The following is a 15,343-nucleotide window of genomic DNA, read 5'->3' as shown; positions in this document are numbered from 1 at the left end:
GATGCTTGCCCTCATGCGCTACTACTTCCGCAGTTCGATGACGGTCCTGCCGATACGGATCGGCGTGCCCGGCTGGAGCGGGGTGGGCGCCGTCAGGCGCTGCCGGTCCAGATAGGTGCCGTTGGTGGAGCCTAGATCCTCGACCGTCCACTGCCCAGTCTGATCCTGGTAGATCCTGGCATGGCGGGAGGACGCGTAGTCGTCGTCCAGCACGATCGTGGAGTCGTGCGCGCGGCCCAGCGTGATGGTCTGGCCCTGCAGCGCGACGGTGGTGCCGGCCAGCGAGCCCGCGACCACGACCAGCTGGGTGGGGCCGCTCGCCCGGCGGCGGCCGCCGCCCTGGGTCTGGCCGGCGGGGGCGCTCGCCGGGGGCGGGGTGGCGCTCCGCCCGGCCGGCTGGGTCTGGACGGCGGCGCCCGCGCCGCGGCGGGAGCTGCGGGGGTTCACCTTGGTGCCGAAGAGGTCGCTGCGGATCACCTGGATCGCGACGATGACGAACAGCCACAGCACGGCCAGGAAGCCCAGCCGCATGACCGTGAGGGTCAGTTCTGACATGGCCGTCCCGCCAGTCGGTGAGCGAGGCGCGCGAACAACTCGGACACTACCCTTCGACCTGCCGGTAGACGATGGTGGTGGAACCCACGACGATGCGGGAGCCGTCGCGGAGCGTAGCGCGCTGGGTGTGCTGTCCGTCCACCACGATGCCGTTGGTGGAGCCCAGGTCGAGGACCATCGAAGGGGTGCCGGGACGGATCTCGGCGTGCTTGCGGGAGACCCCGGGGTCGTCGATCCGCACGTCGGCCTCGGTGGAGCGGCCGAGCACGCAGGCGGAGCCCGAGATCTGGTGGCGCGCGCCGTTCACCTCGACCCACCGACGCATCGAGGTGCCGTGGCCGGCACCGGGGAAGGCGCGGACGTTGCCGCCGGCCGGGGCGGCCGGGGCCGGGGGCATCGCGGGGGGCGTGGCGGGCGGCGGGGGCGTGCCGTACGAGCCGGCGCCCTGCTGCTGCTGCCACGGCGCGCCGGGGGCCGGTGCGGCCGGCGGGCGGTCGTAGCCGGGGGCCGGTGCGGCCGGCGGGGTGTACTGCTGGGGCTCCTCGGCCGCCAGGGTGCGGCTGCGCACCCGGTACAGGCCGGTGTCCAGGTCGTCCGCCTTCTCCAGGTTCACCTGGAGCGGGCCCATGAAGGAGTAGCGCTGGGCCTCGGCGTACTCGCGGACCATGCCGGCCAGCTCGTTGCCCAGCTGACCGGAGTACGGGCTGAGCCGCTCGTGGTCGTGCGGGCTGAGCTCGACGATGAAGTCGTTCGGCACGACGGTGCGGTCGCGGTTCCAGATGCTCGCGTTGTTGTCGCACTCGCGCTGCAGCGCACCGGCGATCTCCACGGGCTGGACCTCGGACTTGAACACCTTGGCGAAGGTGCCGTTGACGAGACCCTCGAGTCGCTGCTCGAACTTCTTCAGCACTCCCATGGGGCACCCCCTTCCAGGGTTCGTTCGCCTGCCTGCCGGCCCGGCCCCGCCGGGGGGCAGGTCCTGCCTACTTGCGGTACTTCCGTACTGATCGTATCCACGCCGGGCCCTTCCGTACGGTTCCCGGACCGCGTGGTGGCCGGGGGTGGGCTCGGACACACAGGGTGACGCATGTCCGGGTCGGCACGCCAGGTCTGCCCGCGCGACCGGCCCGCCACCCCCCGCCGGACGGGTGGTCGTGCGTCCGTTCGGGCGCCCTCCGTCCGGCCGGAATACGGATTCGGAGTGGTCCCCCCGGTCGTGCTACTGTTTTCCACGTCGGAAGGGCCGCCCGGAAGGGAGGCCGGACCGGAGAGCAGCGAAGGCCACATGGTACCGAGCGGCTCCGAGGACCGGTCGGCAATGACGGCGACACCCATGCGCGGGTGGCGGAATAGGCAGACGCGCTGGATTCAGGTTCCAGTGCCCGAAAGGGCGTGGGGGTTCAACTCCCCCCTCGCGCACAGCGAAACCCCGCAGGTCTTCGGACCTGCGGGGTTTTCTCGTTTCCCGGGGCGCTCAGGAGCGGGCGGCCGGGAGGTCGGCGCGGACCTCGAAGCCGCCGTCCTGGGTCGGGCCGGCGGTGAGGGTGCCGCCGAGGAGCTGGGCGCGTTCGCGCAGGCCGATCAGGCCGTGGCCGCCGCCGGGCAGGGTCTCGGCCGGGTGGACGGGCGGGGGGTCGTTGCGGACCTCGACGCGCAGCCGGCGCCCCTTCGCCCTCACCTTCACGTGCACCGCCGCCTCGGGGGCGTACTTGGTGATGTTGGTGAGCGCCTCCTGGACGGTGCGGTAGGCGGCCCGCTCCACCGCCTCCGGCCACGGGCGGTCACCGGGGTTCAGCTCGGCCTCGGCCGCCAGCCCGCTCTCCTCGATCAGCCGGGGCAGGTCGGCGAGGCGGGGCTGCGGGGCCAGCGGGCTGTCCGCCCTGGGGCTGCCGGCGCCGCGCAGCACCCCGACCATCTGGCGCAGCTCGTCGAGGGTGCGGACGGACAGCTCGCGGATGGTGCGGGCGACGTTGGCGGCGGCCGGGTCGTCGGTGCTCACCTGGAGGGCGCCGGCCTGGATGCTGATCAGGCTGACCTGGTGGGAGACCACGTCGTGCATCTCCCGGGCGAGTCTGCCGCGCTCGCTGATCAGCACCCGCTCGGCGAGGAGCCGGCTCTCCCGCTCCTGGCCGCGGGTCAGCTCGTCCAGCCGGGCGGCCAGTTCGCGGCGGGTGCGGGCGAGGAGGCCGGTGGCGGCGGGGCCGGCGGCCAGCATCACGGCCTGGATGAGGTCGAGCGCGGTGGCCCGACTGAGGTCGAAGACCGTCTCCGGCAGCGGCCAGTGGAAGAACTCGACCAGGGTGAACAGCAGGCCGCAGGGGATCAGCACCCGGGGTCTGGGGCGTTCGGCGGCCACGGTGTAGACGGCGGTGATCGGGGCCAGCCAGATGTCGTCCACCCAGCTGCCGGGCATGGTGAGCAGCAGCACGGTGACCGGGAGGCGGCGGCGCCAGAACAGGGCGACGGCGGCGAGGGTGGAGAGGGCCACCTTCCACCAGGAGGCGTCCCGGGCCACCAGGGCGGCGTCCAGCAGGGAGTAGAGGACGGGCAGCAGCAGCATCAGCCAGGGCGCGGTGCACCAGGCCGGCAGTCGGCGGGAGGGCAGCTGGTCGGCGGCCGTCATGCCCCGTCGCCGGGCTTGGGCCGGACGAGGCCGGCCCGGTGGGCGACCACGGCCGCCTGGACGCGGTTGGCGGCGCCGAGCTTGCCGAGGATCGCGCTGATGTGGTCCTTGACGGTGCCGGTGCCCAGGAAGAGCCGGTCGGCGATCTCGGCGTTGGACAGGCCCTCGCCGAGCAGGGCCAGGACGTCCAGCTCCCGGCCGGTGAGGGTGCGGGCCAGGGCGGTGGCCTCGGCGTCGGGGCCGCCGCCGTCCACGTAGCCGCCGATCACGGTGCGGGTGACGGTCGGGGAGAGGATGTTGCCGCCGGCCGCGAGGACCCGGACGGCGTGCACCAGCTGGTCGGGGGCGGTGTCCTTGAGCAGGAAGCCGGCCGCGCCGGCCCGCAGGGCGGTGCCGATGTAGTCGTCGGTGTCGAAGGTGGTGAGCATCGCGACGGCGGGCGGGTCGGGCAGGGCGCGCAGGCGGCGCAGCACCGAGATGCCGTCGAGGTCCGGCATCCGGACGTCGAGCAGCACCACGTGCGGGCGCAGGCGCTGGACGTGGTCCTCGGCCTGGCCGCCGGAGCAGTCGCCGACCACCTCCAGGTCCGGGGCGGAGCCGACGATGAGGCCGAGGCCGGAGCGGACCAGGATCTCGTCGTCGACGATCAGCACGCGGGTGGTGGTGATGGTGCCTCCTCGGTTCGGGCGGCCGGGTGGGGGCGGTCCGCGTGGGTCGTTTCGAGAGTAGGGGTAGTGGCGGCGGGTCGCCGAACGCCCTCCTGGTACAACCCCCGCCGTTCGGCGGGGGTGGGAATCCGCTACCCGGTTCACGCGATTCTCAGCTCGGGTGGGGAACCATGGAAGGTGGCGGCCTTTCGTGCGGGCGCTCGGCGCCGGGCCGTGTGCGGATGCGCCCCACCACCTGATCGTTTGGAATTGAGCTGTGTCGTCCACTGTGAAGTCGGAGCCGTCCGCCACCTCCCAGGAGCCCCGGCCCGTCGGCGCGCTCGACCGCTGGCGCCCCAGGGCCGCCTCGGCCTGCGTCTGGTACCTGAGGCTGCTCGCCCTGCTGAACGTCGCGACGGTGCTGCTGGTGCCGTTCCGCGAGCAGGTCAGCGAGCACAACGAGGGCGAGTACTTCACCCCGTACCTGATGACCTCCGGCCTGGCCAGCGCGGTGCTCTCGATCTTCCTCGCGGTCGCGATGCGGCGGCGCAAGCGGGCGGCGTGGATCTTCAACGCGGCGCTGGGCAGCGCGTTCGCGCTGCTGTACCTGCTGGTCATGGTGGTGCCGGGCGAGCGGTTCAGCCACCACCCGCTCAACTACTTCTCGACGGTGCTGACCTGCCTGTTCGTGCTGGCGCTGTTCGTCGGGCGCAAGGAGTTCACCTCCAAGGGCGACCGCTCCAACCCGAAGACCGCGGCGGCCACCTTCGTCGGCGGGCTGTTTTTCGGCGGGGTGGTCGGCGCCCTGCTGGTGTGGATGACCAACGAGCTGAGCGGCGCGGGCTTCTGGGACCTCTTCCGCTACTCCGTCGGCCGGATGATCACCATCACGCCCTCCGAGCACCTGCGCTCGGTGATCTCCGCGCCGACCTGGGTGAACGCGGCGATCAACGCGATGGGCGGCCTGCTCTTCCTGCTGGTGCTGTACACGGCCTTCCGCAGCCCGCGCGGCAAGGAGCTGCAGACGGCCGAGGACGAGGCCCGGCTGCGGGCGCTGCTGGACAAGCAGGGCGACCGGGACTCGCTGGGCTACTTCGCGCTGCGCCGCGACAAGGCCGTCATCTTCTCCCCCAGCGGCAAGGCCGCGGTGACGTACCGGGTGATCGGCGGGGTCTCGCTCGCCTCGGGCGACCCGATCGGGGACCCGGAGGCCTGGCCGGGCGCGATCGACGCCTGGCTGGCCGAGGCCCGGGAGCACGCCTGGGCGCCGGCCGTCATGGGGGCCTCCGAGGAGGCGGGCGTGATCTACGCCCGGCACGGGCTGGACGCGCTGGAGCTGGGCGACGAGGCGATCGTCGAGCTGGACGAGTTCTCGCTGGACGGGCGCGCGATGCGGGTCGTCCGGCAGGCGTACAACCGGGTCAAGCGGGCCGGGTACACGGTGCGCATCCGCCGCCACGAGGACATCTCCGAGGAGGAGATGGCCCGGCTGGTGGCCAAGGCCGACGAGTGGCGCGACGGGGCGACCGAGCGCGGCTTCTCGATGGCGCTGGGCCGGCTCGGGGACCCGGGCGACGGGCGCTGCGTGATGCTGGAGTGCCACGACGGCGAGGGCGAGCTCAAGGCGCTGCTGAGCTTCGTGCCCTGGGGCCCGGACGGGCTGTCGCTGGACCTCATGCGCCGGGCCCGGGACACCGAGAACGGCCTCATGGAGTTCATGGTGATCGAGCTGCTGCAGCGCGCCGAGGAGGTCGGGCTCAAGCGGGTCTCGCTGAACTTCGCGATGTTCCGCTCGGTCTTCGAGCGGGGTTCGCGCCTGGGCGCCGGGCCGGTGCTGCGGCTGTGGCGCTCGACCCTCGGGTTCTTCTCGCGCTGGTGGCAGATCGAGTCGCTGTACCGGGCGAACGCCAAGTACCGGCCGATCTGGGAGCCGCGCTACCTGCTGTTCGAGAAGAGCAGCGAGATCCCGCGGATCGGGATCGCGAGCGCGCGGGCGGAGGGGTTCATCGTGGCGCCGACCATGCCCGCCCTGTTCCGCCGGCGGCACGCGGGGGCGGCCGTGGTGGCTCCCCGGGAGCCGGCGGCGGCGCGGGACGGGAAGGGCCAGGGCTAGGGGCCAGGGCCTCGTCCCTCCGCCGGGGGGCGGAGGGGTGCCCTCGGCCGGATGGGGGTGTGGGGGGAGACCCGGTCTCCCTCTTGAGTATGACCTCAGTCCCCATCCAGTTCGATGTGGATTCGTTAACAGGCTTCTAATGTTGGAGTCACTGAGAAGTTCGGGGAACAACGGGAGAACGGTTGTGATGGACAGGACCCACACGGGGGGCGAGCGAAAGGGGCCGCTGGCGTACGCCAGATCGGCCGCTGTCGCCGAGTGGGGAACGTTGTTCGCGACGGTCCGGGACGGCGTGGTGCGCAAGAGGTTCGCCGCCGTCCCGCTGGCGAGTGCGGCGACGTTCCTGATCCTGCTGTTCAGCATCGTGCAACACCTGCCGGGGGGCGAGCGCTTCGTCAACCACATCGGGGTGGTGAAGGCGGCGCTGCCGCTGGAGGTGTCCCTGCTGAGGACGCCGCTGTCGCTGTACGTGCCGGCGCTGGACCTGCCGGTCTGGGGGGCGCTGGCCCAGGTCTTCGTGGTCTTCGCGATCGCGGAGATCGTGCTCGGGCGGCGGATGACGTTGGTCGTCGCGTACGCCTGCACCCTGGCGGGCACGCTGTTCGCCCGGGTCGGGGTGGCGATCGGGCCGGGGCACGTGTTCGGCTTCCCGAAGTGGGTCGCCTACGTGCGTGACACCGGGCCGTCCGCGGCGGTGGTGGCGCTGGCGATCTGCATCGCCTTCCGCACCCGGGCCTGGTTCACCGCCTCGCTGGTGGTCGTCCTGATGGTCGGCGAGGCCGTCATGCTGCCGAACCTGGCCGGGCTGGAGCACGTGGTCGCGGTGATCACCGCGCTGCTGATCGCCGTCTCGGTCGAGGTGTTCGGGGACTTCTGGCCGCGGGTGCTGGCCGGGGTCGGCGCCGCCACCACGGTGGCGGCCGCGACCACCGTCGCCGCCGTCGCGCCGCCGGCCGTCGCGGAGGCGCGGCGCCCCGCCGGAGCCGTCATCCCCTGAAGGGGTCTGTCGCTGCGGTGCCGACCGGGTGCGGGGCGCTGCCCCTACCCGGCCGTCACGCGTGCGGGAGGGGCAGCTCGAACCAGACGACCTTTCCCACCGCCTTGCGGGCGGTGCCCCAGCGTTCTGCGAGCTTCGTGACCAGGGTCAGGCCGCGGCCGGTCTCGCCGAGCTGCTCGGCGGGCTCCAGCGAGGGCAGGTTGTGGTTGTCGTCGCTGACCTCGACCAGCAGCTTGTCCACCCGGATCAGCTGGAGCTGGACCCTGTCCCGGGCGACCCGCACGGCGTTCGTCACCAGCTCGCTGACCAGCAGCTCGGTGGTGTCGGTGAGCGCCTCCAGGTGCCAGGCCGCGAGCTGCTCGCGGACCAGGGTGCGGGCCCGGCGGACCTCGCGCTGGTCCACGGTGAGGTCCCAGGTCGCGACCTCGGACGGGGCGACGCCGTCGAAGCGGGCCACCAGCAGGGCGACGTCGTCCTTGCGGTCGTCCGAGTGCAGCCGCTTGAGGACCACGTCGCAGGCCTCCTCGGGGGACTGCCGCGGGTCGATCAGGTTGCCGCACAGCGCCGCCAGGCCGGCTCCTATGTCCCCGCCGCGGACCTCCACCAGGCCGTCCGTGCACAGGACGAGCATCGAGCCGTCCGAGACGTCGATGGTCTTGGCGACGAAGGGGACGCCGCCGACGCCGATCGGGGCTCCGGCCGGGATCTCCAGCAGTTCGCCGCTGCCGTCCGGGTGCACCAGGACGGGCGGGACGTGGCCGGCGCTGGCCAGTTCGCAGGTGCGGTTGATCGGGTCGTAGACCGCGTACAGGCAGGTGGCGAGGTGGTCGTCGCCGAGCTTGTGGGCCAGGTTGTCCAGGTGGCGCAGCAGCTGGCCGGGCGGGAGGTCGAGGGCGGCGAGGGTCTGCATCGCGGTGCGGAAGCGGCCCATCGCGGCGGCCGAGTGGAGGCCGTGGCCCATCACGTCGCCGACGACCAGGGCGACGCGGCTGCCGGGCAGCTGGATCGCGTCGAACCAGTCGCCGCCGACCTCGGCCTTGGGGTCGCCGGGCAGGTAGCGGTGGGCGATCTGCACGCCGGGGATCTGCGGCGGGCGGGTCGGGATCATCGAGCGCTGGAGGGTGGTGGCGACCCTCGCCTCGGCGCGGTGCAGCCGGGCGTTGTCCAGGGAGAGGGCGGCCCGGACGGCCAGTTCCTTGAGGGTGGCGGCGTCGCTCTCGTCGAAGGGGGCGCGGTCCGGGAGGCGGAGCAGTTTGAGGATGCCGAGGACGGTGCCCCGGGCGGAGAGCGGGACGACCAGCATCGAGCGGCCGGAGACCACGGGGGCCAGCCGGACGCCGCCGAGGGCGATCGCGTAGTCCACGGCGACGTCGTCGCTGACCACCGGGACCAGCACGGGCTGGTTCAGCTGGAGGGCCATGCCGGGCGGGGTGCGGCGGGGCATGCTGACGAGCGCGCCCTCGGGCAGGACGTGCTCCCAGACGCCGCCGGTCTCGTTGTGGACGAGGGCGACCCGGCGCAGCATGGTGTCGTCGTCGGGGCGGGAGGCGGGCAGTTCGGAGTCGGAGATCAGCCCGTCCACGAGGTCCACGCAGGCGAAGTCGGCGATCCGGGGGACGAGGACCTGGCACAGCTCGTGGGCGGTGAAGCCGAGGTCGAGGGTGGTGCCGACCTTGCCGCCGACCTCGTTCAGCAGGGCCAGCTGCTCGCCGGCCTGGCCGTTGGTGAGGAAGGGCACCAGCCGGCCGGTGGGAGGGGTCTCGGGGCCGGAGGGGGCCGGGACGGCCGTGGCCCGGTCGGTGCGGGGATTGTGGCCGTTGGCGGACGGGGTGGCGGCGGCCGGCTCGATGACGGCTCCTCCTCCGGTGGGTGGCGTGGCGGGGGCGGGGTGCAGGGCGGCGGGCTCGGCCGCGGGCCGCTGGGCGGGCAGGGCGGCGGAGCGGCGGCCGGGAGCGGACTGCTCGGGCTGCGGCGGCGGGCCCGTACGGGCGGCGCGCTGCTGGGGCGTCGGGTAGCGGCGGCCGATCGCGGAGGCCGCGTGGGCGCTGCCGGCCTGGGCGTCGGCGGGCAGGACCGGGAGCACGGTGGCCGCGTCCAGGCGCAGCGCGGGCAGGCCGGCGCCGTCCAGGACGTCCAGCAGCAGGGCCCGGCGCCCGGCGGGGGAGGCGGGCAGCAGCCGGGCGAACTGCTCGGGGGCGGGGCGGCCGGGTGCGAGGAGGGCGGCGGCGAGGCGGTGGAAGCCGCCCCGGGCGGGCGGGGCGGCGGCGAAGGGCAGCAGGCGCTCGCCGACCGCCAGCCGGGGGCCGGCCGTGCGCAGGGGGCGGGCGTCGGCCGCGAGGGCGAGCATGCCGCCGGGCTGGTCGGCCGAGGGGTGCTTGAGGAGGTAGGCCCACCAGAGGACGTCGCGCAGGTGCTCCTCGCGGTCGAGCACGGACAGCCGCCCGGCCCAGGGCGACCCGGCGGCCGTCAGCGCGGAGAGGGTCTCCAGGGCGTCGCCGCGGCGACGGCCGCCCGGATCGCCCGCGGACTCCACGGTGGGCAGCAGGCCGCCGGCCGGGCGGTCGCGGGCGACCTCGGCCCGGTGCCCGAAGAGCTCCTCGGCGCTGCGACTCCACTGCGCGATGCGGCCGGACCGGTCGACCAGGACGAGGGCGAGCCGCAGCAGGGCGGCGACGCCGGCCGGGTGGTCGCCCGGCACGGTCTCGGCGCCCGCCGGACGCGGTGTGGAGTTGGACTCGGCCACCATGGATTCGGTCTGCTCCCGCCTGGCCGCCGCGGCTCGGAGGCGGCCCGTCTCTGAGGAGGAAGGCGCGCTGTGCAAATACCAGCGAAGCACGGACCGGGCCGGGCTCGACACCGAAACGGGCAGATTCCTCAGGAACCGTTGTGTGTCGGACCGCGCGCGCCGGTGCGCACCTCCGCTTCACCCGGACGGCGCCGTTCGCTCCGAGGGTAGGCTGACGCACCGGGCCGCCGAGCGGCGGCCCCGCAGGACTCAGCAGGCCGGACGAGCCCCGGACAAGCTTCGGACGAGACAGAGGCGAGAAGTGACCGCGCAGAGCCCCGCCCGCTGGACGGACCCGGAGCGGCTCGACCTGGAGGAGAGGGTCGCCGCCGCCGAGCTGGCCTGGCTCAGCATGGACGTCGACGTGCAGACGCTCAGGGTGGAGATCGACAACTTCGCGCTGATCCACCACCAGCTGCTCGGCCCGCTCTACGCCCGGCTCGACGAGCTGGACGCGCTGGTCGCCGAGGCCGTCGCCGTCCGCACCGGCCTGCCGGAGGACCTGCGCCGCGCCGCCGAGGCCCGTCGGCAGGTCGAGGAGCTGCCGGACCTGGACGCGCTGTTCGACTCCGTACGGGAACGCGCCGGGGAGGAGGGCGGGGAGGCCGTGCCGCCGCCCGCCGCCCCCGCCCGGGTGCGGCCCGGCAAGGAGGCGCAGCGGATCTACCGCGACCTGGTGCGCAGCGCCCACCCCGACCTCACCACCGACCCGGGCGAGCAGCAGCGCCGGGCGGCCTTCCTGGCCCGGGTCAACGAGGCCTACGCGTACGGCGACACCGCCGCGCTGACCGGCCTGGCCGCCGAGTGGTCCACCGCGCCCGAGGCCGCCCCCGCCGCGGACTCCCCCGACCGGCTCGAGTGGCTGCGCCGCCGGCTGGACTGGCTGACCGCCAGGATCGCCGCGACCGCCACCGAGCAGGTCCGGCTGGAGCAGACCCCGATGGGCCAGCTGCTGGCCCTCGCCCCGCAGGACCCGGACCGGCTGCTGGAGCAGCTGGCCGAGGAACTGCTCGCCAAGGCCGCCGAGCGGCAGGCCGAGCTGGAGCGGCTGCTCGGGTCTTCCGAACGCTCCGGTGCGGCGGCCCCCGTGGGCGACAATGGCACCGACCCGACGCACCCCCAGGAGAACCAGACGATGTTCGCGCAGATCCCCACCACCGACGCCGCCTCCGTGCCCGCCGAGGCCGCCCTGCTGGACGTGCGCGAGCAGGACGAGTGGGACGCCGGGCACGTGGATGGTGCGCTGCACATCCCGATCGGCGAGGTCGTCGCCCGGATCGGCGAGCTGCCCGAGGAGAAGCTGTACGTGCTCTGCCGGGTCGGAGGCCGCTCCGCGCAGGTCGTCCAGTACCTGGTGCAGCAGGGCCGGGACGCGGTGAACGTGGACGGCGGGATGTACGCCTGGGAGGGCGCCGGCCGTCCGATGGTCAGCAGCAGCGGGCAGCCGGCCTTCGTCCTGTAGCCGCGGACGGGGGAGGCGTGGTGGGGGAGGCCATGACGCGTGCCGTGGACCGGCCGGCCCGTGACCGGGCCTGGTCGGCGCCCGCGCAGCTCGTCCTCGGCCTGGCCGCGGCGCTGCTGGCGGCGGGCACCGGGCTGTTCCTGGCCGCCGTGTTCCTGCACGTCGCGCCGTCCAACACGCTCTCGCGGCAGTACCAGGAGCAGGTCGACGGCCTGGTCTACCCCGAGTTCGAGCAGAACTGGAAGCTGTTCGCGCCCAACCCGCTGCAGCAGAACATCGCCGTGGACGCCCGGGTGCGCACCGCCGGGGAGGGCGGGGCCCCGCACGTCCACGACTGGATCGGGCTGACGGCCCGGGACATCGACGCGATCCGGGGCAACCCGGCGCCCAGCCACGTCGACCAGAACCTGCTGCGGCGGGCCTGGGACTTCTACGACGGCACCCACAGCCCGCAGGACGAGGGCTCGACCGGGACGAGGGGCAGGCTCGCCGAGCAGTACCTCAAGCGGATCGCCCTCCAGCGGATCGGGCGGGAGGTGGACGGGGAGCGGGTGCAGGAGATCGAGTTCCGGGTGACCTCGACGACCGTCGCGCCGCCCGCCTGGAGCGGGGAGGCCGCGCCGCCGGCGCCCAAGGTGCGGGAGCTGCCCTGGTGGGCCGTGGCCGACGAGGACTACCGGGGGCTCCTCGGGTGAGCGACATGAGTGAGCTGTCTCCGCCGCAGTCGCAGGAGTCGGCGCTGCTGGACGGCATTCCCCGGCAGGCGGGGCCGCCGCCCGCCGCTCCCCCGCCCGTACCGGTGGCCGGGCAGCGCCTCGCCGGGTTCGCGGAGGCGGCCGGGCGGGCGCTCGCGGCGTTCACCGGGCGCGCGCTCGGGGCGCACCAGGCGGCGGTGGTGCGGATCGGCTTCGGGCTGGTCTGGCTGGCGCACCTGCTGCGCGAGTGGCCGCACCGGCGGGTGCTGTACGGCGACCTCTCCCCCTGGTCGATGGACCTGGCGGAACGGCTGCTGGCCGACAACGGGGCGTTCACCGTGCTGCCCTGGTTCGGCGGGCGGGCCTGGTTCGAGCTGGTCTACCACCTGGCGCTGCTGGCCGCCCTGGCCGTGCTGCTCGGCTGGCGGACCAGGGCGAGCACGGTGCTGTTCCTGGTCACCGTGCTGTCGCTGCAGAACCGGGACGTCTTCCTGGGGGACGGCGGGGACAACGTCGTCCACCTGATGGCGGTCTACCTGGTCTTCACCCGCTGCGCCGAGGTCTGGTCGCTGGACGCCCGGCGGGGTTTTCGCGCGGGCCCCGGCGGGGTGGCGCTGTGGGCCGTCCTCGGGGTGGTGCTGGCGCTCTGTCAGGCCGGCGGCTTCTCCGGCGAGACCCTCACCTGGACGAGCCGGACCTTCCCGTACGTCGGCTGGTCGCCGCTGTTCTGGGGCCTGTGGGCCGTGGCCGGGATCTGGTGGGCGCTCGGGCGGCGGCGGCCGGACGGCGAGGTGCGGGCCGTGCTCGACGCGCTCGCGACCATGGTGCACAACTGCGCGATGCTGGTGATCGCCGTCGAGGTGGTGCTGATCTACGCCACCGCCGGCTGGTACAAGGTGCAGGGCTCGCGCTGGCAGGACGGCACCGCGCTCTACTACCCGCTGCACCTGGACTACTTCGCGCCCTGGCCCTGGCTGTCCGGGCTGGTCGGCTCGGCGCTGCTGCCGGTGTTCCTGGTCTCGTACGGGACGGTGATCCTGCAGATCGCCTTCCCGTTCACGCTGCTCAACCGGCGGGTCAAGAACGCGCTGCTGGCGGTGATGGTGGTCGAGCACGTGGGGATCGCCGTGGTGCTCGGGCTGCCGGTGTTCTCGCTGGCGATGATCGCGGCCGACGCGGTGTTCCTGCCGACCGGGGCGCTGCTGTGGGCAGCGGCGAGGGTGAGGCGTCTTCGGAGGCCGCGTTCCGCCTAGGATGGCGGTCATGTCCTGGTTTGCCGCACTTCGTGACACCGCGCGGACCGGGCTCACCCTCGACCGGGCGCTCTCCGACCCCAAGCGCGCGCTGCGCGGGGCCGTCGCCGTCGCCCTGGTGCTCTTCCCCACGCTGGCGCTCGGCGGCCCGGCGCTCGCCACCTCTGCGGCGATGGGCGCCTTCATCGCCGGGACGGCCACCTTCCAGCGCAGCTTCCGGCCGCGCGCCAGCCTCGCGGTGGCCGCCGGGATCGGGCTCGGAACCAGCACCTTCCTCGGCTACCTCGCCGCGGGCGTGACCGGGCTGTTCCCGGTGCTCCTCGCCGTGTGGGCCTTCGGCGCCGGGCTGGCCTGGGCGATCGGGCCGACCGCCGGGGTCGTGGCCGCCAACACCGTCTCGGTGATGCTGGTCGTCGTCCAACTCCCCGTCAGCTCCGCGGCCGCGCTGGGGCACGGGCTGCTCGCGGCCCTCGGCGGGGTCTCCCAGGCCCTCGTCATCACCCTGTGGCCGATCGGCAGTTGGTCTGCCCAGCGGGCCGCTCTCGCCGACACCTACGCCGAACTCGCCGACTACGCACGCCGGTTGCGGCAGGACCCGACCGCGCACATCGACCCGGCGCCCTTCATGGCCGCCCGGCACGCCTCCGCCGTGACCCCCTGGCAGGACCGCCACCGGCCGCCCGAGCTGCGGGGGCTGCGCGGGCTCGCCGAACGCATCCGCCCCACCCTGGCGGCCCTGGCCGACCCCAAGGTCGGCGCCCCCGAGGAGGGGCCGGAGCGCGACCGCGCCCGCGAGGTGCTGGCAGCCTCCGCCGAGGTCATGGACGCCCTCGCCCGCGCGATCCGCAGCGGCGACCCGCTGCGGCTGCCCCGCTCCGCGCCCGCGCTCACCGTGCCCGCCGCCGAGGACGCCACCGCGCTGCGCGGCGCCGCCCGGCGCTCCGCGCGCCGCCTCGGCACGCTGCTGCGCAAGGCCGCCGACGCGCTCGACCGCGGCGACGAGGACACCATCAGCACCCCGGTGGTCGGGGCGGGCGGGGCGCTGAACAAGCCGCCGCTGTCGCGGATGCTGCCCGTCGCGGCGCGGGCCGTACGGCGCCAACTGCGGCCGCGCTCAGCCGTGTTCCAGCACGCGGTGCGCCTCGCCGGGGTGGTGACCGTCGCGTACCTGCTCGCCAGGGTCGCCGGGTTCGAGCACGGCTACTGGGCGCCGCTGACCGCCGCGATGGTGATGCGGCCGGACTTCGCGCAGACCTACAGCCGGGGCGTGGCCCGGCTCGCCGGGACGGCGGTGGGGGTGACCGCCTCGACGCTGGTGGTGCAGCTGGCGCACCCCGGGGAGTGGGTGCTGGCCGCGCTCGCGGTGCTGTGCATCGGCTGCGCGTACCTGACGCTGAAGACCGGGTACGCGCTGATGACGGTCGCGATCTCCTCGTACGTGGTGTTCCTGCTCGGGCTCCAGGCCGGGGACCCGCTGGTCACGGCCTTCGAGCGGGTCGGGCTGACGCTGCTCGGCGGGTCCGTCGCGCTGCTCGTGTACGCGCTGTTCCCCACCTGGCAGACGGCGCGGCTCGGCGAGCGGCTCGCGGAGTGGCTGGCCGCCGCCGGGCGGTACGCGGGGGCCGTGATCGCCTGCTACGAGACGCCGGCGGTGCCCCGGGGCCGGGTGGTGCGGGCGGCGCTGCTGGACTCGCGGGAGGCGCGCTCGGAGCTGCTCCAGGCGATCCAGCGGGCGGACGCGGAGCCCGGGCGGCACGCGACCGGGCTCGCGGGGGTGAGCCGGCGGCAGGTGGACCGGGCGCGGGCGGCGGTCGGGCACCTGGGGCGGGTGGCGGTGCTGCTGGAGGCGCACCTGCCGGCGGCCGACGCGGAGCCCGTGCCGGGGGCGGCGGAGTACGCGGAGGAGCTGCGGCTGGCGACGGCGCTGGCGGCGGGGGCGCTGCTGACGGGGCGGCCGGTGGAGTTCGGGGCGGTGCGGACCGCGCAGGCGCGGCTGGAGGAGGCGCTGGCCTCGGCGCCGGCGGGGGTGCAGCGGGACGTGGTGCGGGCGGGGACGCGGCTGGTCGGGCAGGCGCTGCGGGACCTGGAGCGGGCGCTGCGGGGGAGCAGTACGGCGCGCTAGGTGTTCTGTCCCGTGAGGTTGGGGATGCGGCTGGCGGGTGGCTTGCCTGCGAGTGCGGTGTGTCCGCGGTGGTGATTGTAGGTGTGGAGCC

The 15,343-nt window shown here is 74.5% G+C and carries 11 protein-coding genes and 1 tRNA gene; 7 read left to right on the top strand and 5 right to left on the bottom strand.

From position 1 onward, the window contains the following. Nucleotides 1-21: 21 nt before the first annotated feature. Nucleotides 22-555 (bottom strand): FHA domain-containing protein, encoded by a 534-nt coding sequence (locus tag ACIRRS_RS12605; protein WP_402968868.1) that lies wholly within the window; start codon nucleotides 553-555, stop codon nucleotides 22-24. 46 nt (nucleotides 556-601) lie between these two features. Then, on the bottom strand, nucleotides 602-1,471 hold the full coding sequence (locus tag ACIRRS_RS12600) for an FhaA domain-containing protein (RefSeq protein WP_402968862.1): 870 nt from the start codon (nucleotides 1,469-1,471) through the stop codon (nucleotides 602-604). 419 nt (nucleotides 1,472-1,890) lie between these two features. Here ACIRRS_RS12600 and ACIRRS_RS12595 point away from each other — a divergent pair. After that, nucleotides 1,891-1,974, top strand: a tRNA-Leu gene (locus ACIRRS_RS12595). 55 nt (nucleotides 1,975-2,029) lie between these two features. On the opposite strand, the gene ACIRRS_RS12590 is transcribed toward ACIRRS_RS12595, so the two are convergent. Both ACIRRS_RS12590 and ACIRRS_RS12585 read right to left on the bottom strand, forming a co-directional pair. Continuing rightward, nucleotides 2,030-3,178, bottom strand: coding sequence for a sensor histidine kinase (locus ACIRRS_RS12590; RefSeq protein ID WP_402968860.1), 1,149 nt, complete (start codon nucleotides 3,176-3,178; stop codon nucleotides 2,030-2,032). Then, nucleotides 3,175-3,825, bottom strand: coding sequence for a response regulator transcription factor (locus ACIRRS_RS12585; RefSeq protein ID WP_234327104.1), 651 nt, complete (start codon nucleotides 3,823-3,825; stop codon nucleotides 3,175-3,177). Before ACIRRS_RS12585 ends, ACIRRS_RS12590 begins: the two co-directional genes overlap by 4 nt. A gap of 277 nt (nucleotides 3,826-4,102) precedes the next feature. Here ACIRRS_RS12585 and ACIRRS_RS12580 point away from each other — a divergent pair, with 277 nt between their 5' ends. Beyond that, the gene (locus tag ACIRRS_RS12580; RefSeq protein ID WP_402968857.1) at nucleotides 4,103-5,938 is read left to right on the top strand and encodes a phosphatidylglycerol lysyltransferase domain-containing protein; all 1,836 of its coding nucleotides are present in this window, start codon (nucleotides 4,103-4,105) and stop codon (nucleotides 5,936-5,938) included. A gap of 268 nt (nucleotides 5,939-6,206) precedes the next feature. Beyond that, entirely contained in the window at nucleotides 6,207-6,935 is a 729-nt protein-coding gene (locus ACIRRS_RS12575) for a hypothetical protein (RefSeq protein ID WP_402968854.1), read from the top strand. 55 nt (nucleotides 6,936-6,990) lie between these two features. On the opposite strand, the gene ACIRRS_RS12570 is transcribed toward ACIRRS_RS12575, so the two are convergent. Then, complete coding sequence (locus tag ACIRRS_RS12570) at nucleotides 6,991-9,681, bottom strand: SpoIIE family protein phosphatase (RefSeq protein ID WP_402968851.1); 2,691 nt, start codon at nucleotides 9,679-9,681, stop codon at nucleotides 6,991-6,993. Nucleotides 9,682-9,982: 301 nt separating this feature from the next. Here ACIRRS_RS12570 and ACIRRS_RS12565 point away from each other — a divergent pair, with 301 nt between their 5' ends. From ACIRRS_RS12565 to ACIRRS_RS12550, 4 genes are read left to right on the top strand one after another with little or no spacing between them, the layout of a single operon-like run. Beyond that, nucleotides 9,983-11,182 carry a rhodanese-like domain-containing protein gene (locus ACIRRS_RS12565; RefSeq protein ID WP_402968848.1) on the top strand — a complete coding sequence of 400 codons (1,200 nt, stop codon included), beginning with the start codon at nucleotides 9,983-9,985 and terminating at the stop codon, nucleotides 11,180-11,182. 32 nt (nucleotides 11,183-11,214) lie between these two features. Beyond that, on the top strand, nucleotides 11,215-11,877 hold the full coding sequence (locus tag ACIRRS_RS12560) for a DUF5819 family protein (RefSeq protein ID WP_402968846.1): 663 nt from the start codon (nucleotides 11,215-11,217) through the stop codon (nucleotides 11,875-11,877). A 5-nt stretch (nucleotides 11,878-11,882) separates the two neighbouring features. After that, complete coding sequence (locus tag ACIRRS_RS12555; RefSeq protein WP_402968843.1) at nucleotides 11,883-13,130, top strand: HTTM domain-containing protein; 1,248 nt, start codon at nucleotides 11,883-11,885, stop codon at nucleotides 13,128-13,130. Between the two features lie 10 nt (nucleotides 13,131-13,140). Then, nucleotides 13,141-15,252, top strand: a complete 2,112-nt coding sequence (locus ACIRRS_RS12550) for an FUSC family protein (protein WP_402968840.1) — start codon at nucleotides 13,141-13,143, stop codon at nucleotides 15,250-15,252. Nucleotides 15,253-15,343 lie beyond the last annotated feature (91 nt).

It is taken from the genome of Kitasatospora sp. NPDC101183 (genome assembly GCF_044767945.1).
GTDB lineage: Bacteria > Actinomycetota > Actinomycetes > Streptomycetales > Streptomycetaceae > Kitasatospora.
The sequence above is the reverse complement of the archived record's forward strand: the minus strand, read 5'-3'. Positions and strand labels throughout refer to the sequence as shown.